The sequence below is a fragment of the Sulfitobacter sp. 1A15258 genome, assembly GCF_043557045.1.
Classification (GTDB): Bacteria; Pseudomonadota; Alphaproteobacteria; order Rhodobacterales; family Rhodobacteraceae; genus Sulfitobacter; species Sulfitobacter faviae.
The window spans coordinates 455,318-475,131 of the sequence record NZ_JBIFFK010000001.1 but is presented as its reverse complement, the minus strand read 5'-3'; the positions used below and the strand labels follow the sequence as shown (position 1 = coordinate 475,131).

17 protein-coding genes and 1 tRNA gene are annotated in these 19,814 nt (G+C 58.2%); 11 read left to right on the top strand and 7 right to left on the bottom strand.

The genetic code is table 11. From position 1 onward, the window contains the following. Positions 1 to 45: 45 nt before the first annotated feature. From pdxH to ACGYK9_RS02395, 7 genes are all read left to right on the top strand, one after another. Entirely contained in the window at positions 46 to 651 is a 606-nt protein-coding gene (gene pdxH / locus ACGYK9_RS02425) for a pyridoxamine 5'-phosphate oxidase (protein WP_394408144.1), read from the top strand. Between the two features lie 19 nt (positions 652 to 670). Continuing rightward, positions 671 to 1,216 carry a cold shock domain-containing protein gene (locus tag ACGYK9_RS02420; protein WP_394408141.1) on the top strand — a complete coding sequence of 182 codons (546 nt, stop codon included), beginning with the start codon at positions 671 to 673 and terminating at the stop codon, positions 1,214 to 1,216. A 23-nt stretch (positions 1,217 to 1,239) separates the two neighbouring features. Further along, positions 1,240 to 1,698, top strand: coding sequence for a DUF192 domain-containing protein (locus ACGYK9_RS02415; protein WP_394408961.1), 459 nt, complete (start codon positions 1,240 to 1,242; stop codon positions 1,696 to 1,698). A 77-nt stretch (positions 1,699 to 1,775) separates the two neighbouring features. Further along, positions 1,776 to 1,852: transfer RNA gene (locus ACGYK9_RS02410), tRNA-Pro, on the top strand. A 695-nt stretch (positions 1,853 to 2,547) separates the two neighbouring features. After that, a complete protein-coding gene (locus ACGYK9_RS02405) occupies positions 2,548 to 6,192 on the top strand; it encodes a vitamin B12-dependent ribonucleotide reductase (protein ID WP_394408138.1) in 3,645 nt (1,214 codons plus the stop codon). A gap of 259 nt (positions 6,193 to 6,451) precedes the next feature. Continuing rightward, positions 6,452 to 6,712: a hypothetical protein gene (locus ACGYK9_RS02400; protein WP_394408135.1), complete on the top strand. Its 261-nt coding sequence runs from the start codon at positions 6,452 to 6,454 to the stop codon at positions 6,710 to 6,712. A 177-nt stretch (positions 6,713 to 6,889) separates the two neighbouring features. Further along, complete coding sequence (locus ACGYK9_RS02395) at positions 6,890 to 8,779, top strand: TniQ family protein (RefSeq protein WP_394408132.1); 1,890 nt, start codon at positions 6,890 to 6,892, stop codon at positions 8,777 to 8,779. A 352-nt stretch (positions 8,780 to 9,131) separates the two neighbouring features. Here the strand turns inward: ACGYK9_RS02395 and ACGYK9_RS02390 are convergent, their stop codons facing one another. The 4 genes from ACGYK9_RS02390 to ACGYK9_RS02375 are packed head-to-tail and all read right to left on the bottom strand — an operon-like array spanning position 9,132 to position 12,030. Beyond that, positions 9,132 to 10,070, bottom strand: a complete 939-nt coding sequence (locus ACGYK9_RS02390) for a glutathione S-transferase family protein (RefSeq protein WP_394408129.1) — start codon at positions 10,068 to 10,070, stop codon at positions 9,132 to 9,134. Between the two features lie 10 nt (positions 10,071 to 10,080). Continuing rightward, positions 10,081 to 10,944, bottom strand: coding sequence for a VOC family protein (locus tag ACGYK9_RS02385; RefSeq protein ID WP_166125640.1), 864 nt, complete (start codon positions 10,942 to 10,944; stop codon positions 10,081 to 10,083). A gap of 60 nt (positions 10,945 to 11,004) precedes the next feature. Further along, entirely contained in the window at positions 11,005 to 11,427 is a 423-nt protein-coding gene (locus tag ACGYK9_RS02380) for a DoxX family protein (protein ID WP_394408127.1), read from the bottom strand. 27 nt (positions 11,428 to 11,454) lie between these two features. Next, positions 11,455 to 12,030, bottom strand: a complete 576-nt coding sequence (locus tag ACGYK9_RS02375) for an NADPH-dependent F420 reductase (protein ID WP_394408124.1) — start codon at positions 12,028 to 12,030, stop codon at positions 11,455 to 11,457. A 131-nt stretch (positions 12,031 to 12,161) separates the two neighbouring features. Between ACGYK9_RS02375 and ACGYK9_RS02370 the strand changes: the two genes are divergently transcribed. Next, positions 12,162 to 13,115, top strand: a complete 954-nt coding sequence (locus ACGYK9_RS02370) for a LysR family transcriptional regulator (RefSeq protein ID WP_394408121.1) — start codon at positions 12,162 to 12,164, stop codon at positions 13,113 to 13,115. Positions 13,116 to 15,733: 2,618 nt separating this feature from the next. Here the strand turns inward: ACGYK9_RS02370 and ACGYK9_RS02365 are convergent. From ACGYK9_RS02365 to ACGYK9_RS02355, 3 genes are all read right to left on the bottom strand, one after another. Next, entirely contained in the window at positions 15,734 to 16,111 is a 378-nt protein-coding gene (locus tag ACGYK9_RS02365) for a DUF6634 family protein (protein ID WP_394408958.1), read from the bottom strand. A gap of 232 nt (positions 16,112 to 16,343) precedes the next feature. Further along, positions 16,344 to 17,234, bottom strand: coding sequence for a metallophosphoesterase (locus ACGYK9_RS02360; protein WP_394408115.1), 891 nt, complete (start codon positions 17,232 to 17,234; stop codon positions 16,344 to 16,346). Positions 17,235 to 17,589: 355 nt separating this feature from the next. Continuing rightward, the gene (locus ACGYK9_RS02355; RefSeq protein WP_394422376.1) at positions 17,590 to 17,832 is read right to left on the bottom strand and encodes a hypothetical protein; all 243 of its coding nucleotides are present in this window, start codon (positions 17,830 to 17,832) and stop codon (positions 17,590 to 17,592) included. 466 nt (positions 17,833 to 18,298) lie between these two features. Here ACGYK9_RS02355 and ACGYK9_RS02350 point away from each other — a divergent pair, with 466 nt between their 5' ends. From ACGYK9_RS02350 to ACGYK9_RS02340, 3 genes are all read left to right on the top strand, one after another. Continuing rightward, positions 18,299 to 18,460, top strand: a complete 162-nt coding sequence (locus ACGYK9_RS02350) for an HPF/RaiA family ribosome-associated protein (RefSeq protein WP_394408109.1) — start codon at positions 18,299 to 18,301, stop codon at positions 18,458 to 18,460. 27 nt (positions 18,461 to 18,487) lie between these two features. Continuing rightward, positions 18,488 to 18,883 carry a cold shock domain-containing protein gene (locus tag ACGYK9_RS02345; RefSeq protein WP_394408106.1) on the top strand — a complete coding sequence of 132 codons (396 nt, stop codon included), beginning with the start codon at positions 18,488 to 18,490 and terminating at the stop codon, positions 18,881 to 18,883. Positions 18,884 to 19,297: 414 nt separating this feature from the next. Further along, complete coding sequence (locus tag ACGYK9_RS02340) at positions 19,298 to 19,804, top strand: GNAT family N-acetyltransferase (protein WP_394408103.1); 507 nt, start codon at positions 19,298 to 19,300, stop codon at positions 19,802 to 19,804. Positions 19,805 to 19,814: the final 10 nt, after the last annotated feature.

Here is a 19,814-nt window from a genome sequence, read left to right as displayed (position 1 = left end):
GGCGAAGAACCGGTGACAGGCAAAGCACTCTGAAGGAGATGCCGAATGGAAACGCGGACTGGTATTTTTGCGGGGGATGATCCCTTTGCAATTGCGCAGCGTTGGCTTTCCGAAGCAGAGGCGACCGAGCCTAATGATCCCAATGCCATCGCGCTCAGCACGGTAGATTCGCAAGGTCTGCCCAACGCCCGCATGGTGCTGCTGAAAGAGATCGAGCCGGAGGCTTTTGTCTTTTATACCAATTACGAAAGCCAGAAGGCGCAGGAACTTGACGGCGCGGGGAAGGCGGCCTTTGTCATGCATTGGAAATCGCTGCGCCGCCAACTGCGGGTGCGCGGTTTGATCAGCCGGGAGGACGGGCCGCAGGCCGATGCCTATTACGCCTCGCGCTCGCTCAAAAGCCGTCTGGGGGCTTGGGCCTCGCGCCAGTCGCAGCCGCTCTCGGGACGCGCTGCGCTGATGGCCGAGGTGGCCAATGTGACGGCGCAGAAGGGGGTGAACCCTGAGCGTCCGCCGTTTTGGGGCGGCTACCGGATCACCCCGCTGGAAATCGAATTCTGGGCCGATGGCGAGTTTCGCTTGCATGATCGTTTCCAGTGGCGGCGCGCAGATGTCGCGGCACCCTGGGCCGTGACCCGGCTCAACCCCTGATCTGACGGCGCGATACCCCATGAAAGATGTGTCTGAAACCCAAGCGGAACCTGCGGCGATAGAGGACCCCCTCGAAGGCGTGGTCAAATGGTTCGATCCGGTCAAGGGCTTCGGCTTTGTCGTCGCGGATGCGGGCGGGGCGGACATCCTGCTGCACGTCAACGTCCTGCGCAATTACGGCCAAAGCTCTGTCGCGGATGGGGCGCGGGTGGCGGTGCGCGTCCAACAGACCGAGCGCGGGGCGCAGGCGGTCGAAGTGCTTTCCGTCGAGGCGCCCAGTGAACTGCCCACCGCCGTGGTGGAATTCGCCGGTTTCGACCCTGAGCAGCTGGCCACCGCCGAATTTGAGCCCGCCCGTGTCAAATGGTTCGACAAGGCCAAGGGATTCGGGTTTGCAAATGTCTTTGGCTGCGCGGAAGATGTGTTTTTGCATATCGACGTGCTGCGCCAATCCGGACTTTGTGATTTGCAACCGGGCGAAGCACTTGCCATGCGTGTGATAGTTGGCGATCGGGGCCATCTGGCGGCGGAGGTAAGCTCATGGGACGCGGTGATAGACGGCTAAAGGTCAGGCGACTGGCAAGGCATATGGGAGGGGCGGCACTGGCAGGCCTGCTGCTGACCGGCGCGGCGGTGGCCGAGGTTTGCCGTATCGATTCCGTGACCATCCGCGGGGAGTGGGGGAAGGCCCGCTTCTCTGTCGAAGTGGCCGATGACACGGCGGAACGCGCTAAGGGGCTGATGCACCGCCGTTCACTGCCGCTGAGCGCGGGCATGCTCTTTATCTACGAAAGACCTCAGCCCCTGAATTTCTGGATGCGCAACACGTTGATCCCACTGGACCTGCTGTTCATCGACGAAAGGGGCGTGGTGCAGAAAATCCACCACTCCGCCAAACCGCTGGACGAAACACCGATCCCGGGCGGCGACGATCTGCTATCGGTGCTGGAAATCAACGGCGGCCTGTCGAAACGCCTCGGCATCACCGAAGGCAGCGAGATCCGCCATCCGGCCTTTGCCAGCAACGCTCCGGCTTGGCCCTGCTAAAGACTTCACGGATTTTCCGATTTTAAGGTCAATCGGGGCTTTTCAATTGGCGGGCTTATGGCTAAAGAAGCCCCAGTCGGAGCGTGGCGCAGCCTGGTAGCGCACCTGTTTTGGGTACAGGGGGTCGGAGGTTCGAATCCTCTCGCTCCGACCACTTTCTTCCAACATCGCTGATGTAGCGCTTCCCGCTTTGGTTGAGGCGCGCCCGTTGTCCTATCCTCATTCTGCACAAGATATAGTAGCTGCCGCCGCCGCATTGGCAGGTTTGCGCCTGCGCGCGCCGAGATCGTGATGATTCTGCCGCGGTTCTTGGCGCGGACGTGGGGCAGGGGACTTGGGCCGGGTGATCGTGGCACATAGCCCACTTTCGGCGGCCTGTCGCCCGGTGGGTGGTCTTGGGCTGTGGATGAATTCATCCAATCTCTCAAACACCTCCGCTAACCCGGCCCCGGCAATGGATTATTTCAAAGCCGCCCACCAATCGGGCTTGCGGGTATCTTTGGGGATATCCTGAGGCTGAATCACTGGGGTAGGGCGCGGGGCAAATCGGGGGGCTTCGGTCAACTCCCGGCCCCGAAATAATTCCGAAAAAAACCGTTGACCAAATAGTGCGATCTACGTCAGTTTGTGGGGGTCAACTAAAGCGCCACAATATGTTGTGGTTAACGCAACGGGGCGCTTCGGCGGCGGGGACAGAGTATAGAGCCAGTGTTTCAATCGGTTTCGGGCCGCTTGCGTCAGCAGGTGGCGCGGGGAAGCTTTGTTCAAACTGCCAGCACATAGGGGTGAGACGGCCTGCCGTGGGCAGGTCGGCTCCAAATTTTGAGAGTTTGAAAAAGGGCAGCGACGATGAAGATTGAACGGAATTTCACCAAGGCCGGGCAGGATGCCTATGCGGATTTGGACTTTGTCACCACGGTGTCAGAGATCCGCAACCCTGACGGTTCGGTGGTGTTCAAGCTCGACAACGTCGAAGTCCCCAAATCCTGGAGCCAGGTCGCCAGCGACGTGATCGCGCAGAAGTATTTCCGCAAGGCAGGCGTGCCCAGCAAGACCCGCAAGGTCAAAGAAAAGGACGTGCCTGAGTTCCTGTGGCGCTCCGAGCCCGCCGAGGGCGCCGAGATGGGCGGTGAGACTTCCTCCAAGCAGGTCTTCGACCGTCTGGCGGGCGCTTGGGCCTATTGGGGCTGGAAGGGCGGCTATTTCACCACCGAGGAAGACGCCCGCGCCTATTACGACGAGATGCGCCACATGCTGGCCAGCCAGCGCGCGGCGCCCAACAGCCCGCAGTGGTTCAACACCGGCCTGCATTGGGCTTACGGCATCGATGGACCGGCGCAGGGGCATTACTACGTCGACTACAAGACCGGCAAACTGACCCGGTCGAAATCCTCTTATGAGCACCCGCAGCCGCATGCCTGCTTTATCCAGTCCGTGGGCGACGATCTGGTGGGCGACGGTGGCATCATGGACCTCTGGGTCCGCGAGGCGCGTCTGTTCAAATACGGCTCGGGCACGGGCACCAACTTTTCATCGCTCCGCGGAGAGGGCGAGAAGCTGTCGGGCGGCGGCAAGTCGTCGGGTTTGATGGGGTTCCTCAAGATCGGGGACCGCGCCGCCGGCGCCATCAAATCCGGCGGCACCACCCGCCGCGCGGCCAAGATGGTGATCGTCGACGCCGACCACCCCGATATCGAGGATTTCATCAACTGGAAGGTGCTCGAAGAGCAGAAGGTGGCGAGCATCGTCGCCGGCTCGAAAATGCACGAGCAGAAACTGAACCTCCTGTTCGACGCGATCAAGGCATGGGACGGCACCGAGGCGGATGCCTATGACCCCGCCAAGAACGCGGCGCTGAAACAGGCGATCCGCGAAGCCAAGAAGGTCGCGATCCCCGAGACTTACGTCAAGCGCGTGCTGGACTACGCAAAGCAGGGACACACCGGTATCGAATTCCCGACCTATGACACCGATTGGGACTCCGAGGCCTATAACTCGGTCTCGGGCCAGAACTCCAACAACTCCATTCGCGTCACCAATGCCTTCCTCAAGGCCGTCGAGAAGGATGCCGATTGGGAGTTGATCAGCCGCACCGAGAACCGGGTGGTGAAGACCGTCCGCGCCCGCGACCTTTGGGATCAGGTCGGCCACGCTGCATGGGCCTGTGCCGATCCGGGCATCCAATACCACGACACCGTGAACGACTGGCACACATGCCTCGAAGATGGCGCGATCCGCGGCTCGAACCCCTGCTCGGAATATATGTTCCTCGACGATACGGCCTGTAACCTCGCCTCGATGAACCTGCTGACCTTCCTCAAGGATGGTGAGTTCCAAGTCGACGATTACATGCACGCCTCGCGCCTCTGGACCGTGACGCTGGAGATCAGCGTGATGATGGCGCAGTTCCCGTCCAAGGAAATCGCCCAGCGGTCCTATGACTTCCGCACGTTGGGGCTGGGCTATGCGAATATCGGCGGGCTCTTGATGAACATGGGCTATTCCTATGACAGCGATGAGGGCCGCGCCCTCGGTGGTGCCCTGACCGCGATCATGACCGGTGTGGCCTATGCGACCTCTGCCGAGATGGCGGGCGAATTGGGCGCCTTCCCGGGCTATGCCAAGAACGCCGAGCATATGCTGCGCGTCATCCGCAACCATCGCACGGCGGCCTATGGCGAGGCCGACGGCTATGAGCAACTCTCGGTCAAACCCGTGCCACTGGATCATGCGAACTGCCCGCAGGCCGGACTGGTCGACATCGCCAAATCCTGCTGGGACGAAGCGCTGAAACTGGGCGAGGCCCACGGCTACCGCAACGCGCAGACCTCCGTCATCGCGCCCACCGGCACCATCGGTCTGGTAATGGACTGCGACACCACGGGGATTGAGCCGGATTTCGCGCTGGTGAAGTTCAAAAAGCTCGCCGGTGGTGGCTACTTCAAGATCATCAACCAATCGGTGCCAGCGGCGCTGGAAAAACTCGGCTACGGCTCGGCGCAGATCGAAGAGATCGTCAGCTACGCGGTGGGCCATGGCACCATCGGCAATGCGCCTGCGATCAACCACACCACGCTGGCGGGCCACGGTTTTGGCGCCAATGAATTGGCCAAGATCGACGCCGCTCTGAAACAGGCATTCGACATCCGCTTTGTGTTCAACCAATGGACGCTGGGCGAGGCTTTCTGCACGCAGGTGCTTGGCATCCCGACCGAAAAGCTGAACGACCCGACCTTCGATCTGCTCCGCTCCCTCGGCTTCAGCAAGGCCGATATCGAAGCGGCCAATGACCACGTCTGCGGGACCATGACGCTGGAGGGCGCGCCGCACCTGCGCGAGGAGCATTACGGCATCTTCGATTGTGCCAACCCCTGCGGCAAGAAGGGCAAGCGTTACCTGTCGGTCAACAGCCACATCCACATGATGGCAGCGGCGCAGAGCTTTATCTCGGGGGCGATCTCTAAAACGATCAACATGCCAAATGACGCGACGATTGAGGATTGCCAGAAGGCTTATGAACTCAGCTGGTCCTTGGGCATCAAGGCCAACGCGCTCTACCGCGATGGCTCGAAGCTGAGCCAGCCCTTGGCCGCCGCACTCGTCGAGGACGACGGTGACGCTGCCGAGACACTGGAAAGCGGCAACGCCCATGAAAAGGCTGCCGTGTTGGCCGAGAAGATCGTCGAGAAGGTGATCGTCAAGGAAATCGTCAAGTCGCACCGCGAGAAGATGCCACAGCGCCGCAAGGGCTATACCCAGAAGGCCAATGTCGGGGGGCACAAGGTCTACCTGCGCACCGGCGAATATGAGGACGGCAAGCTGGGCGAGATCTTCATCGACATGCACAAGGAAGGCGCGGGCTTCCGGGCGATGATGAACAACTTCGCCATCGCGGTCTCGGTCGGTCTGCAATACGGCGTGCCGCTGGAGGAATTCGTCGACGCCTTCACCTTCACCAAGTTCGAACCCGCGGGCATGGTGCAGGGCAACGACAGCATCAAACAGGCGACCTCGATCCTCGACTATGTGTTCCGTGAATTGGCGGTGAGCTACCTCGACCGCACCGATCTGGCGCATGTGAAGCCCGAGGGCGCGACCTTTGACGATCTGGGCCGGGGCGAGGAAGAGAACCTCTCGAACGTCAGCGAGTTGAGCGAGGGGGCCGCGAATAAGTCCTTGGAGGTACTCAAGCAAATCAGCTCCACCGGCTATCTGCGCAACCGGCTGCCGCAAGAGTTGGTGGTGTTGCAAGGCGGGCAGGGCGTCGAGCCGAGCACCGCTTACGCGCCCCAAGTGAGCGGCGGCGACGTGGCGGTCGCGGTGCAACCCTCGACCTCCGTCAGCACTGGCGCGGTCAGCCTTGATGCGCGGGCCAAGGCCAAGATGCAGGGCTATGAGGGCGAAGCCTGCGGTGAATGCGGCAACTACACATTGGTTCGCAACGGCACCTGCATGAAGTGCAACACCTGCGGCGGCACCTCGGGTTGTAGCTGATGAGATGTGCCCCGAAAGGGGCGCGCAGGGGCAGGGCCGCAAGGCCCGCCCCGACGAGGCTGCCGGGGTGCCTCAGCCATACTTGCGCGAAAGGGTTGATTTCCGCGCTGCCATCCAGATTGCGTTAACCAAAATTAAACCAGTCTCTGTCAGATTTCAAAATTTCTTACGAAATTTCGAAATTCGTCGAAAATTGACTGCGGGTTGAGAAGGTGAAAGTGGATCATTTATCAACGCTTTATGTTGGTCAGGAGCAGGAATGAACCTAGTTTTCGACATCGCTGGACAGCTTTGCGCGGCAGATCGCGTGACGATGAAGGGCAACACACTGGAGGCGGAATTCGACCGCAATGTCATCGGGGCGCTGGCCGATGCCTATGACGGTGCTCGCAGCGTGTCCGTGCTTGGTGTGCCGTCTCTGAGCGTGACCTATTCGGTTCAGGATTATCGCGAGGCCGGTGAAGCAGGGTGCAGGGCAGTGTTCTCCGTCAATAGCTCCGCGGGCAGGGTGCTGCACTAAGGGCGCGTAGAAGAGTTTTCAGGAGCGGATGTGTTCGCTCCCGACGCGGATCAGGCCGCAGGCAAATAATCTACCGGGCGGTATCAATAGTGAGCCTGATAAGCGAACCTCAGGGGGGCCAATTGGTCCCCCATTTTTCTTTTGGACAGTGTGGTTGATAGAAATCACGCCGGACACGTGTATAGATTGACGGACCATGGGTTAGAAATTTTGAGATCCGCCATGCCGTCAGTGACTATCGAGCTTCATGATGATGAATTGTTTATCGGTTATCTGAGTAGATATGCGCGCGGACTTGGGCTGAGCGGGGTGTTTGATCTTTTGTTGGACCTTTCCGTCCCGCGCAAAGGCACACTCAATGGTGCCGCTGAGGATATTCAGAAAATCTCTGCGATTTTAGGGGCGGATGTCGATCGTGCGATGCGCCAGACTTTTCAGAAAGGGGCTGGGAAAGATGTGCTGTTTGGTGGCCATCTTTTCCAAGATCAACGCCTCCGTCGCGGCCAGTTCCGCGTTTGCCCGGGCTGTCTTCGGGATGATATCGGTGCTGAGCTTACAGAGAACACCGCGTTGAATGCCTATGCGCGCATGGCCTGGTCCGTCAACAGCTTTCGTGTTTATCCACAACACCATCTGTTTTTGATACATCCGCCGGAGCCTGGGCCACCCCATGAGTTCAATCAAACATGGGAGGCATGGCTCCCCGAAATACTGGATGGCGATCTGGATCAGGAAAGCAAATGTGACGCCTTGTATGAGCGCCACATTACGCGGGTATTGGCAGGAGAAAATTCCGCACTCGGATGGGCTGACGTTTTTCCTCTCGATGCCCTAGGGGCGCTTTGTGAGATTCTTGGCGTGGCAAAAGTTTTTGATCCTAACCGCCAGTTCGCTGATTGCACGCCGGTGGACATAGCGCAGGCGATGGATGAGGGGTTCGCAACATTTTCTGCGGGACGCGACGCTGTGCTCGACCTACTGATGGCTTTGCGGACACGCCCCGGTGAGCCGCAATTGCGGCCGCAGGGGCGTTATGGCCCCGTCCATGATTGGTTAAAGCGCGGTGCTGGATCTGCACCTGAGTTTGCGCCGATGAAAGAGCTTTTGCGCGACCATATTCTCGAGACCTGGGCTCTTGCACCCGGAACTGATGTTTTGGGACAACCTCTACAGAAGAGAAAGTTTCACTCCGCACTGAGTGCTGCGCATGAACACGGTTTGAGGCCGCAACAGGTTATCAATCTACTAAACGATGCGGGTGCTATAGGTGCGCTCGATTTACCTGAAGCTGAAAGGCTTTATTCTGTAGACGTTGTGGAAGTTGTGGTTGGGGCTGTTTCTGGTGCCATCAGTATGTCAAAGGCAGAACGCTTTCTTGGCGTAACGCGTACGCAGATGCAGACCTTGATTGCCGCGGGCTATTTAACTCATTCCATTGGAGGGGATCATGCACGGCCTCGGTTTTCCAAGGCGGACATAGATTGCTTCCTAGAACGACATCTTTGTTTTCCAGTAAAAAAAGATATTCCTGCGCCTTTCCGATGGTATGACATTGCCACTGCCGCCCGAAAATATGGGGTGAGCGTGGCGACTGTCTACGGAGCGGTGCTTTCGGGTAAACTGCCAAATACGACGCGAGCAACTGACTTTACTTTGTTTTCACAGATACGAATTGACCCTCTTGAAGCCGAACAGGTTTTCTCAACGGAAAATCGAGTGGATTGGAAAGCTATTGGAAACGTTTCAAAAGAGATTGGGATCAGTGCGAGTTTTTTGCGGGAATTGTCCGAGCGGGGTTATCTTGAATTACGTGACACAGATGATGAGAGGACACACCAAAGAAAAACGCTTGTGAACTGCGATACGCTGGATGCCTTTGTTGAGACCTATGTTTCCCGGCGTCTTCTTGCACGACGCAACAATGTTCAAGTCCGAGAAGTCCAAAAACGTATGGATGCGGCTGGTATTTTAATCCTAGAATACTCAGCCGACGGTACGGAATGGATTGTCGAGCAGGAACTTATCTCGCATGTTGACGGCTTGAATGGGCGGCGAGGGACGATTTGAATGATTTTAGGTCGGGGCTCTAAGATGCTGCATTGCTGTTTCTCAGAACCGGCCTTTCGTGATGTCGAAGAGCTAAATCGGATGTGCGAAGGTCTGAAGTGCGGTGCGGATTCAACGGATCGCCGCAACCGCTCGATATGTGCCGCATATGCGAGAGGTTTTGCTCGAAGGGCGGAGAGCTGACCTTTGCTGCAAGTGCGATACGGCGACGTCGGTGATCTAATAGCGGACATTCCTGAATTGCCATCGCCGATCTCATTGCGGCCTTCGCGATTCGAGTGATCTGTGACCGGCGGTGCTGGCGCCGCCCGCCCGCGCCAGGGGGTCTGATCCGAATGGCCGACCGAGGCCCTCAGCCCAGGGAGCGTTCCGGCCCGAGAGGCACGATGCCGGTGGGGTTCAGCGCCTTGATCGAGTAGTAGCCGCGCTTGATGTGGTCAATGCTGACCGTATCGCGCACCCCGGGGATAGCGAGGATACGGGCCTGGTAGCGGCTTAGGGCAGGGTAGTCCGCGATGCGGCGCAGGTTACACTTGAAGAGGCCGTGATAAGCCACGTCGAAGCGCACCAGCGTCACGAAGAGTCGCACATCGGCCTCGGTGAAGCGACCTCCCAAAAGGAACCCGCGACCGTCGCCGAGGCGCTCCTCGAGTTCATCGAGCATTGCGAAAACCTCGCAGAATGCTTCCTCGTAGGCGACCTGCGTGGTGGCGAAGCCCGCGCGGTAAACGCCATTGTTCAAGCTCGGATAGATGCGGTCGTTGAGCGCCTCGATGTCCTCGCGGAGGTCCGCCGGATAGAGATCGATGCTATGGTCGGCCAGATCTCCGAAACCGGAGTTCAGCATCCGCAGAATGTCGGCGGACTCGTTGTTCACGATGGTCCCGCGCTTCTTGTCCCAGAGCACCGGCACCGTGGCCCGGCCCGAGATCGTCGGGTCGGCCCGGGTGTAGATTTCGTGCATATAGGACGCGCCCTCGGCCTCGGTCGGATCGCCGAAGTGCCAGCCCTGGTCGGAGAGATCCGGTTCGACGACCGAGACCGAGATCACGTCCTCCAACCCCTTCAGCTTTCGGGCGATCAGCGTCCGCGACGCCCAGGGGCAGATCAGCGCGACATAGAGGTGGTAGCGGCCCGCCTCGGCCTTGAAGCCGCCCTCGCCGGTCGGCCCGGCGCTTCCGTCAGGCGTCACCCAGTGGCGGAAGCTGGAGGTCTGGCGGACGAAGCCACCCTTGTCGTCCTTGGCCTGGACCGGCTGCCAGTCGGCAACCCATTTCCCGTCTCGAAGCATGATCGTCTCCTTAATTCTTGAGCGTGATTGCGGTGCCCCAGGGATCGCGAACGGTCAGGCCGTTGGCATTCTTGATGCTTTCAAGCCCGGCGCTTTCAACCCGGCCAGCGATGGAGGCAATGTCCGCCGCATCACGGACAACAATCTCGATGGCATCGAGACCTGCCATACCCTCGGGGCGTTTGCTAGCCCGGCGGCTGTTCCAGATATTGCCGGCAAGCTGGTGGTGGTAGCCGCCGCTGCCGTAGAAGCTGGCCCCAGGATAGCGCGCCGCGATATCGAGGCCGAGCACGTCGCGGTAGAAGCGGTCGGCTTCGCCCGTGTCGCCCACCTGAAGGTGGACATGGCCGATGCTGCCGTTCTCGGGGAAACCCGACCATTCGGTGCCTGCGGCGCTTTGCAGCAGACCCTGGAGATCCAGCGGGTCGGTGCTCATCCGGATCTCGCCGCCCTCGCCGTGCCAGGCCGAGACCGGGCGGTCCGTATAGACCTCGATGCCGTTGCCCTCGGGATCGGCGAGATAGAGCGCCTCGCTGACGATATGATCCGAGGCACCGTGAAGCGGCACACCCGCCTCGGCGATGTGAGCAACCCAGCGGGCCAGGTCGGATCGGGTCGGCATCAGGAAGGCGGTATGAAAGAGCCCGGCCTGCCGCGGGTCGAGTGGGGAAAGGCCTGGGTCGCCCTGAAGCTCCAGAAACGGCGTGTCGCCGGTGCCGAGGGTGACGCGATGCTCGCTGGTCGCGACCGGGCTGAGCCCCAGCGCCATCTGGTAGAAAGTGGAGACCGCATCGAGGTCTCGCACCTTGAGCCGGACCGCCCCGATACGCATCGGCGCGGTCGTCATGTCGAAGAAGTGGTCGACGGTGGTCATTGCAGGTCTCCTTGTGAAAGAGTGCGGCCGCGGGAGGTGACCCGCGGCCAGCAAGGGAGGTCAGGCGAACTGGCCGAGGCGTTGGTCGAGTTGCGGCACGCGCAGCGCGAAGGCTCCGCGTCCCAGGACGGCGACGACGCCTTGCACGACCGCCCAGAACAGCGGGTATTCCCAGCCGCCGCCTTCGTTCGAGAAGCTCCAGCCGAAACCGGAATGCGCCCATGTCGCGCCCAGGAGGACAGGGATCAGCGCGATCGAGACGGGGCGTGTGCCGAGACCGAGGATCAGGGCGATACCGCCCGCCAGCTCTGCGAAGATCGTGAAGTAGGCGAGCACGCCGGGCAGGCCGAGGCCTTCGAAGAAGGCGACGGTGCCGGGGATGGTAAAGGCGCTCACCTTCATCCAGCCATGGGCGAGGAACAGGACGCCGGTCGAGATGCGAAGGGCGGCGGCGGCGTAGTCGGTATGGGTCTGCGTGGTCATGTCAGATGCTCCGTGGGGTTGGGGATGTCAGGAAAACTGCCAGCGCGGCGCGATCCCGGTGCCGTGACCGAAGACGTAGCCGAACTGTATGTTGAGGAAGCCGATGGGCTCGAGGTAGCGGGCGTTGGCGAGCGGGCCGGCATCGACCGGCTCGAGGCCGATCTCGGCGGCCAGCGCCTTGACCGTCTCGCGCGCGGCCTCGTCATCGCCAGCGACGAAGGTCTGGATGGGCTGGCCATTGACCTTGGGGCCCGTGCCGTAGTTCTGGGCGAAGACCGTGTTGAACGCCTTCACCACCGTCGCGCCGGACAGGCTGGAGGCGATCTCTTCGGCCGCCGAGGTCTTGTGCCCGACTTGAAGGCCGGAGAAGTCCTCGGTCACCGGGTTCGAGACGTCGATGACGGTCTTGCCGCTGAAGTCGGCCTTGCCGGCAAGATCCGCGATGGCCCCGTAGGGCGTGGCGACGACTACCACCTCCGCCTTGGCGACGGCGGTAGAGAGAGCGTCGTTGCGGCCGATGGTTGTCACTTCGTGGCCGGCCTCGCCCAGAATCCGCGAGAGCCCTGAGCCGACATTTCCGTTGCCGATAACTGCGATACGCATGGCATTCTCCTTCGCTTTGCCGCCCTGCGGCGGCCTGTTGATCACTAAAGCGAAAGTAAGGCTTTCCCATATTCCATAAAATAACGATGTTATGGAGTGACTATCGCGAATTTATTCTCAAAAGGGCGCTCATGGATATTGTCGACGAACTCAAGGCTTTCGTGGCCACCGCACGGACCGGCTCCTTCACCGCAGGGGCCGAGCAACTGGGGGTCTCGAACCGCCTGACCTCGAAATACGTGGCCGAACTGGAGGCGCGCCTCGGCGCGCGGCTGCTCCAGAGAACGACCCGGAAGGTGGGGCTGACGCCAGCCGGCGAGGATCTCCTCGCGCGGGCGCCAGCCGTCCTCGATGAGCTCGATGCTCTGCTGGGGACTGTGTCAGAGGGGTCGCGCGGCCTGAGCGGGATCATCCGGGTCTCGGCGCCTGTGACCTTCGGCGAAGTCTACGTGGCCGGCATGTTGGCCCGGTTCGCCGAAGCGCACCCGGATCTGACTTTCGACCTCAGGTTGGACGATCGCTACGTCGACTTGGCCGCCGACGGCATCGATCTGGCGTTCCGGATGGGTGTGTCGGAGACGCTGTCACTCAAGACGCGCAAGCTCGGCACGTTTCACAGCTCACTGGTCGCACATCCAGACTACGTGAATGAGCACGGCTACCCGCGAGCACCAGATGATCTCTCTCGGCACGCCTGCATTGTCGATACCAACCGGCGCCAACCTCATAGGTGGACGTTCAGTAAGGACGGCACCGAGGTCGTCGCCCAGGTGCGGGGCCGGTTCCATGTGAACTCGGCCCGCGCGGCAATCGAGTTGGCCTCGGCCGGCATGGGGATTGCCTATGCGCCGCGGTTCGCGATCGCCGACATGCTGGACACTGGCCGCCTCGTCCCACTGCTCGAGGATTTCGACACGGATGGGGGACCGGTTACCGTCGTCTATCTCGAAGGTCGGACCTTACCTCGGAAGATACGAACCCTCATCGACTTTGCTGCTGAGGATGTTCACGCCATGCCTAGACGTGCCAAGAGAGGCAATTTTGGTCGGGTCAACAGCACCGACATGAATGGCACCTTCGGGTAAGTTGCGACGCAGCGATAACCTCCCTGACGAACGTCTGGTCCGGGCCGGTCACGACAAGCCCGCCCATGTTGCCACTGCGAAGCCTCCTACTACCAGCGCGGTCAGTTTGTGCTTAAAGCAGAAGTTCGCTGCGGCCTGGATGAACGACAGCGATGCATAGAAACCTAACGCCGAAACCGGTAACTAAAGCAAGCACAGGGCAGTTAGTGCATCTAAAGTTGACGAAGTCTGACCTAGTACTTCTCGAGATGCAGGTGTGGGAAGGACGGTTTAAGCCGCTTCGTTCAAGGCGCTTGCCTGCTAGGCCGCCACATTGAACTCTAGAGGCACGGCGGCTTATCAGGCAACCATGAGGACAGCCTTTGGCAAATGATGGGCGTGAAGAACCGTTCCTACGAACTGCAAAGAAGCGATAAGCCCGATAGGCGACTTCGACAGCCCAAGAAATAATGCCGACATTTCGAGTAATCTAGTGGTATGATCGGCCGCCTCCGATAAGCTGAAGCACCGACCTGCAAGCTTTCATTGTATTAATTGGCTAGGCTGTCGTCTGAACTTCTTGCCGCGCGCCCGGGCGACGACGAGGCTAGGTTTCTCGCGTTCGATAAAGGAGGCGCACTGGAACTGCACGATCGCAGCGAGCATGGTGGCCATCATGCGCCCGTGCGTGTGTCGAGTTCGACCTTTTGCCACTCAGCCCCGGCGAAGAAAGAGGTTAAACCAGTCCCGTATCTCTGGTGTTCTGGCAGGGGCATCATCGATTTTCTGACCTACGGCTTAACACCGCCCAGATATGCGCTGATAGCATTTCTGCAATGCAGCATGGGTGATTGTCTGGCTTGCTCGTCCTCTTTAGACCCCGGTGTTTCACGTATTGAAAGGGTTCGGAGTGAGACTTGGTTATCTTTTCACCGTTTTGATCGCTTCGCATATTGTCGGCGCGATCTATCTGCTCTGCGGTCCAGAAGGACTTGAGGGAATTGGCAATAGCATCAATGTGCAACTCACCGCTCTCTTTGGAAACTGAAGCGAAAATACTGCGGCCTGCTGACCTGGGGTAAACATTGTTGTGGAGATCAATAATAACTAGCGTCGAAATAGAGAGCTTAAGGACAAAGTGTTCGCTATGAAGTCTGCATATCTCACTGGTATAATTAGTCTTTTGTTCGCATTGTTTCTTTATCTGCTTTTCAGCGGGGTGGACGGCTACGAAGAGCTTGAGGCAGCGCTGCATAGCGTGCCTACCTGGCTTTTCGGAGAGGACTGAACTTACAAATGCTGCTCGTGCAGAGTATCAGCATATCTCTCGACCACACCTAGCTTGCATTCTGATCATGCGTGTTACCGGTCGCCGGATACGCAAGTACTGCTTCGATTGATGTCCCATTTTATTTGAGGGTCGTCTATCCGTTGAGCAGTACCGAAGTTAACCAACCATCTTCGGGAGACACGACGCAAGGCTGAGATGGCAATCTTCAAATACGTAAACGGCTTTCACAGTCCGCGCCGCCAACACTCAGCATTGGGTTGGAAAAGACCGGTCGCACTCGAACGAAAGGTGGCTCAAACGAGCACTTGGGGCGGCACAAAAGCGCTGCAGGTCCGGACTTAGCAGCCTCAATTATCAAGTTCCTGGTAACTTAAGAGAAGTTACGCGAGATCGAAGTAACTTGTGGTAACTTTAATCTTTTGGTTGTTTTACTATCCCTCCGGTAACTTATTGGTTGTGGGGCGCCGGCTTCTGAGGTGGTCACGGAAAAAGTACCGTCGGACTTGATCAGATCAATTTCATATTCATCGTGCGTTAACCTCTTTCTTCGAACTTTCCGGGCCGGCCTTGCGTTGGAAGCTGTGCTATGACCCTAAAACGTCGGCTTCCATGAAGGGCGATAGCAAACACGAAAGACTTCCGAGAGCGCTCGGCTCACATAGCTCATTAGAAGAATTTTGCCCCCACAGCTTCAATGTACGTAACGACTTGATGTGCTTTGCTCGCCTGTACGAGTTGCATCGCAGTTTGGTCATCAAAGCCCGCCAGTGGTTCGGGTCTGTACCACTGATAAGCCATGACCAGGGTCGCGAACTGGGGCCCCACTTTGTTCAGTACATCCACAAGGTTGTCTAATCGGTTCTGCGTCTCATCCACATCATCTGCGGGCCTTGCAATTCCCCCAGGTCGACCCCGGCTGCTACGGATAAGTCAGTGACGGAGGTCCGCAAGATGAACGCGACTTTTCGTGCATCAGCTTGCCCGTGGTGGTTGAAATAATCGATTGAGTGCATCGCAATCACCATTTCGACTAGGACGTTTCTACAGCCTTGTGTCCTTTCTCTCTTCATCTTCGTCTTCGACTTGGGAAACGCCCTGGTTCTCAGGCGTTTGAATTTCGGCAAGTCGTTCCAGGGGCGCCGACTCGACGAACCGTCTCACGAGCTCCATATCGGGGCCAGTGCTCTTTGCCGATAGGTGATAGGCGCGCCAGGATACGAATAGAGCTGCCCCGCTGGCGACTATGACCGTGATTGAAAAAATTGCTTGGGGGCTCAGGAAGGTATGGGCTTGATCTGCACTGTAAACCAAACAGTCTTCGATGTGACCTTTCAAGTACCGACTACGGCTAAGCATCGCAGAGCCCCGCGGAAACTTGATCTGCCTTGATGCAAGCCTGGACCTCGGACGGGGTGAGTCTAAGGGCGTCTCCGAGACCAACCCTGCCATGGAACATTGCGCCCAGTTCTTGCTGGTTTGCACGATCGCCCAAACGGTACCATCGGGTCGACGTGCGGGCCCAAGCATCCTCTTTGTCCAACCCACAAAGCCGAGACGTATTGATGAACTTACCCCGTAGAGTTGGGTGCCCATCCTGCGCGCCAACTAGGATCGCGCCCCCGTATTCTGTATCAAGGATGGCAGACCATTGGGAGAGGGTTGGCGCTTGATTAAGTTCGGCGGGAGACGGTCCCACCTTGCCGAGCTCGAGGGACCGCCGCGTCATGCGCGTCATGAGCTCGACTATCAGTTTTTCACTGCACGATACCCAATTCTCTATTGGAAGGCTCAGCTTTTTGCCCACGTCTACATACGTCACCTCTGGGGTGATTTGCTCAAGCGCAACGTGAATTTCGGGCGGTATGGATTCGGTTACGGCATAGGCAGCGCCATCAGTATCAGTGATTACAAATGGTGCGCACCGTCTTATAGTCTCAAGAAATTTGAGGTCAGCCGAGTTAGGATCCATCGTGGCTCACCCAAAGACCTGCTTCTAACAAATATTCACTCTCTGTTCGAGAGAACTCCCGACAATATCCCACGCTCACGTTCCGAACGTCGGTTTGTCCAACCATGGCGCGTAGCCGGCGATGTGAATGGCCAAAGAACCATGCTGATGGGGCAAGCCTCGCAATGAGGTCTGTTAAATCAGAGTGAAATGCGGGTGTAAGGCCATCCACTGGTCCTGCGACCGACAGATGGGGCCCATGATGGGTCACAACGACCGTGCGACCTGCCTTTCCACAAGGGTGGGGGGACATCAACTTGTCCTCAAGCCAAGCGCGGTGGTCGCGGTGAACGCGAAGCGTATCAGCTGGCTCTATTTCGGTCGCTGAAGGTTGCCACGATATCCCGTCCCCGTAATCTGAACCTGCGGGGGGGCCAACCCGTATACGGGAGTAGTCCCGCATGACGCTTCCAGCGATGCTCATCGCCGTTTCAGCGTCCGCCAACAGATCGAAGTCTGTCCAAAGCGTGCAACATATGAACCGCGTATCGCCGTGAAGTAATTCTTCTTTCTGCACATAATGTGCGCCGACGGACTGAGCGTGTTCAGCGAGTAGATGGTCATCCGAAAGTGTGCCGCCATAATAGTCATGGTTTCCGGGCATCACATAGATGCGTTCTGGCGGGACGTGCAGCGTCAATTGAGCGAGCCCCTGGACCCATCTGGGGGCGGGCCCGTCCGTAAGGTCGCCAGCGATGATAAGCCCATCAAGAGTGTCGTTTACGACGGCATGAAGTCCCGGCGAAGCAATCGGATCAGTGCCTCTGTGCTCGTATGTATTGGCATGCAAGTCCGAAAGAATGGCGATCCGGCCGCTGTGGAATGGAATTGTGAGTGTCATGTCGGAAGCCCTCACCAGTGGGAAGCTGATTTTCCTTCCATCTGACACTTTGCTAAGACTCGAGTCAAGCAACTGTTTTTAAAAGATTTTATAAGAATATGCCTAGTTCGTTATTAGCAAGATTTCAGAATTCAGTATATGTAGCCAAATATGGATATTCAGAGGGTGTTTCTGCTGTTTTTCGCAGAACTGACGCTTCTGAATACAGTCGTGGTTTCAAATTTCGCAAAAGAGCAAGGGCCAGTGAAAGCCAGATAAACCTATGTTGGGAATATTGCTGTTGTAGCGAAGCCCAACCTTGAAAGGAAAAAGCAAAAGCTCTACGCAGACTTCCGGTTCCAGATAGCTCTAGCGTCTAACCTTGACCTACAGGACCCTTGGCTCGACGGGTCCGTCGCATGTGTTGAAGCATTGATGACAAGTAGAGGATCAGCGCTGCCCAGATCATCGGGAAGGCGATCATCCGCGCGCGGCCAAACTTTTCGCCGAATACGAATACTGCGACGATGAAGACCATGGTCGGCGCGATGTATTGCAGAATTCCGATGGTCGAGAGCCGCAAGAGTTTCGCACCGTTGGCATAGACCAGCAAAGGCACCGCGGTAACCGCGCCCCAGCCGAGCAAGAGCCAGGTGTCAACCGGCGCCCCGGTGAGGAAGTTCCCCTGGCTGACGCATCTAAGGGCCTCCACCGGCTCAGGGCGAAGCAGGCTGTGGGTGTCGGATATGACGCCGATACGCTCACCAAGAGGGCGCGGGGCAGTCGCTGTGGGTCCATCGCAAATCCGCTAAGGTACAGGTCTTTTCGTCTACCTGAATTGAATTTCACCAGATGATTGGCACCAAGAGGGTGAGATACCACCCCATTTTTTCGATTCTTGCGCGTTCCAGGTGCGCTTCCGCCCGCATTGGCGGGTGCTTGCTGGCCTGCCGGCAAGGCGGAACGCAGAACTTTTGCGGAGAGTTGCTCTCTGGGGAAGAGCAAAGTTTCTCTCTCTTAAGAGAGGCGCTGCTGGTGAGCAGATTCACCGCCGCTTTGCACAACACAAAGAAGGAAGGACCGACATGGACACCCCATTAGAAATCGCGTGGCAAAGTGTCGAAAAATCAGAAGCGCTTGAAGAGCGCATTCGGGAGCGCGTGAGCAAACTGCACCGGTATTTTAGTCGGATCAACAGTTGCCATATCGTTGTGGAACGGCCGCATCGCAGCCAATATCAGGGCTAAGAGTTCCACCTTCGGATCGAGGTGCGCGTGCCAGAGCGTGAACTTATTATCAGCAATGATCCCGGCGACCGGAAAGACCATTTTGACCCTAATATCGCAATCCGGGACGCTTTTGACGCGATGGAAAGACGGCTCGAAACATATTCGCAGAATATCCGTGGTGATATTAAAACTGTCTCCAAGCCACCCCACGGTGTGGTTGTGAGGATGTTTGATGGCTATGGCTTTGTTCGGATGAGTGATGGACAAGAGATCTATTTTGCGCCCAATGCTGTGCTGAACGAAGGATTTGAAGGGCTTGAGGTTGGATCTCCTGTGGAGTTGACCGTGGCCGAAGGCGAGGGGGCAATGGGCCCCCAAGCTTCGATGGTCCGGCCCATCAGTGACGTGAGCCTTGAATCGGAACGCCGCGCGGACGTCTGACCTGACTTGTTTCACAAAGTCGGAGAATCCCGGCTTGTTCTTGGCCCGTGACCCCCGATCCTAATAACTGGGCGGTGATCCGGCAGTGGGCCAGAACCTTCGGAAGCGGGGGGAAGAGGAGATATCGACCGTGATCAGGAAACTGCAGCAGCAGGTTCTGAACATGGCTTCGCTTCACGAGAGTGCTTGGTCCTTAAGTCTTTGAGCGACGTCCTGTGTCCGAACTCCACGGCGTGGGGGGCGGGGCAAGTTTTGCCCCGTTGGAAAGTGGCCCATGAACGAATAAACCATCATCCCCGACATGCCGCGGGGTTCGGAGTCAGACCTATGCGTCAGGCGCATCCCCAATGTCCAGTACCACGCCTTCTCTCAGCTTTCCGTGCCTCCCATCTCTGTCATTAGATCGGAGGCCACATGAAAACCGCAGCCCCAGATACAGTATCTATTCCGGTTCCGCATCTGCAGCAGACCCTGTTCGAGCACTACCGCCGCCTCAGCCCAGCGTCGCGGCAGCTCCGCTTCATGGGCAGCTTCGATGAGGCGGCGCTCCAGCGGCAGGCGATTACATCATCTCCCAGACTTGCCCTCGGCATAGACTGCGACGGCGCGCCGCGCGCGGTGGTGGAACTCTATCTTGTTGACCAGACCCATGCGAAAATCGGGCTCTCAGTCGAGGACGCCTATCAGGGCCGCGGCTACGGCAGAGCGCTTTTCCTGCGCGGTCTGAGAGAAGCTCGTGCGCGGAATATCGAGAAGGTCGAAGTGAATTTCCGAAATGGCAATCTTGCGATCAGGAAGCTTTGTATCGAAGAGGGCGGAACGGTCTGCTGCCGCGGGCCCGACTTTATGTTACACCTATCGCTCAAGCAAAAAAAATCGGATTGCACCCCTGAGTTCCCAGCGCAGCATCTTTCAGTGTAGGTGTTACTAA

Excerpts from the sequence above, each read along its gene's own strand:
- pdxH (WP_394408144.1), top strand. The coding sequence starts at position 46 with ATGGAAACGCGGACTGGTATTTTTGCGGGGGATGATCCCTTTGCAATT.
- ACGYK9_RS02360 (WP_394408115.1), bottom strand. The coding sequence starts at position 17,234 with ATGACACTCACAATTCCATTCCACAGCGGCCGGATCGCCATTCTTTCG.
- ACGYK9_RS02380 (WP_394408127.1), bottom strand. The coding sequence starts at position 11,427 with ATGACCACGCAGACCCATACCGACTACGCCGCCGCCGCCCTTCGCATC.
- ACGYK9_RS02405 (WP_394408138.1), top strand. The coding sequence starts at position 2,548 with ATGAAGATTGAACGGAATTTCACCAAGGCCGGGCAGGATGCCTATGCG.
- ACGYK9_RS02390 (WP_394408129.1), bottom strand. The coding sequence starts at position 10,070 with ATGCTTCGAGACGGGAAATGGGTTGCCGACTGGCAGCCGGTCCAGGCC.
- ACGYK9_RS02420 (WP_394408141.1), top strand. The coding sequence starts at position 671 with ATGAAAGATGTGTCTGAAACCCAAGCGGAACCTGCGGCGATAGAGGAC.
- ACGYK9_RS02350 (WP_394408109.1), top strand. The coding sequence starts at position 18,299 with ATGGACACCCCATTAGAAATCGCGTGGCAAAGTGTCGAAAAATCAGAA.
- ACGYK9_RS02385 (WP_166125640.1), bottom strand. The coding sequence starts at position 10,944 with ATGACCACCGTCGACCACTTCTTCGACATGACGACCGCGCCGATGCGT.
- ACGYK9_RS02415 (WP_394408961.1), top strand. The coding sequence starts at position 1,240 with ATGGGAGGGGCGGCACTGGCAGGCCTGCTGCTGACCGGCGCGGCGGTG.
- ACGYK9_RS02340 (WP_394408103.1), top strand. The coding sequence starts at position 19,298 with ATGAAAACCGCAGCCCCAGATACAGTATCTATTCCGGTTCCGCATCTG.
- ACGYK9_RS02400 (WP_394408135.1), top strand. The coding sequence starts at position 6,452 with ATGAACCTAGTTTTCGACATCGCTGGACAGCTTTGCGCGGCAGATCGC.
- ACGYK9_RS02375 (WP_394408124.1), bottom strand. The coding sequence starts at position 12,030 with ATGCGTATCGCAGTTATCGGCAACGGAAATGTCGGCTCAGGGCTCTCG.
- ACGYK9_RS02370 (WP_394408121.1), top strand. The coding sequence starts at position 12,162 with ATGGATATTGTCGACGAACTCAAGGCTTTCGTGGCCACCGCACGGACC.
- ACGYK9_RS02365 (WP_394408958.1), bottom strand. The coding sequence starts at position 16,111 with ATGACGCGGCGGTCCCTCGAGCTCGGCAAGGTGGGACCGTCTCCCGCC.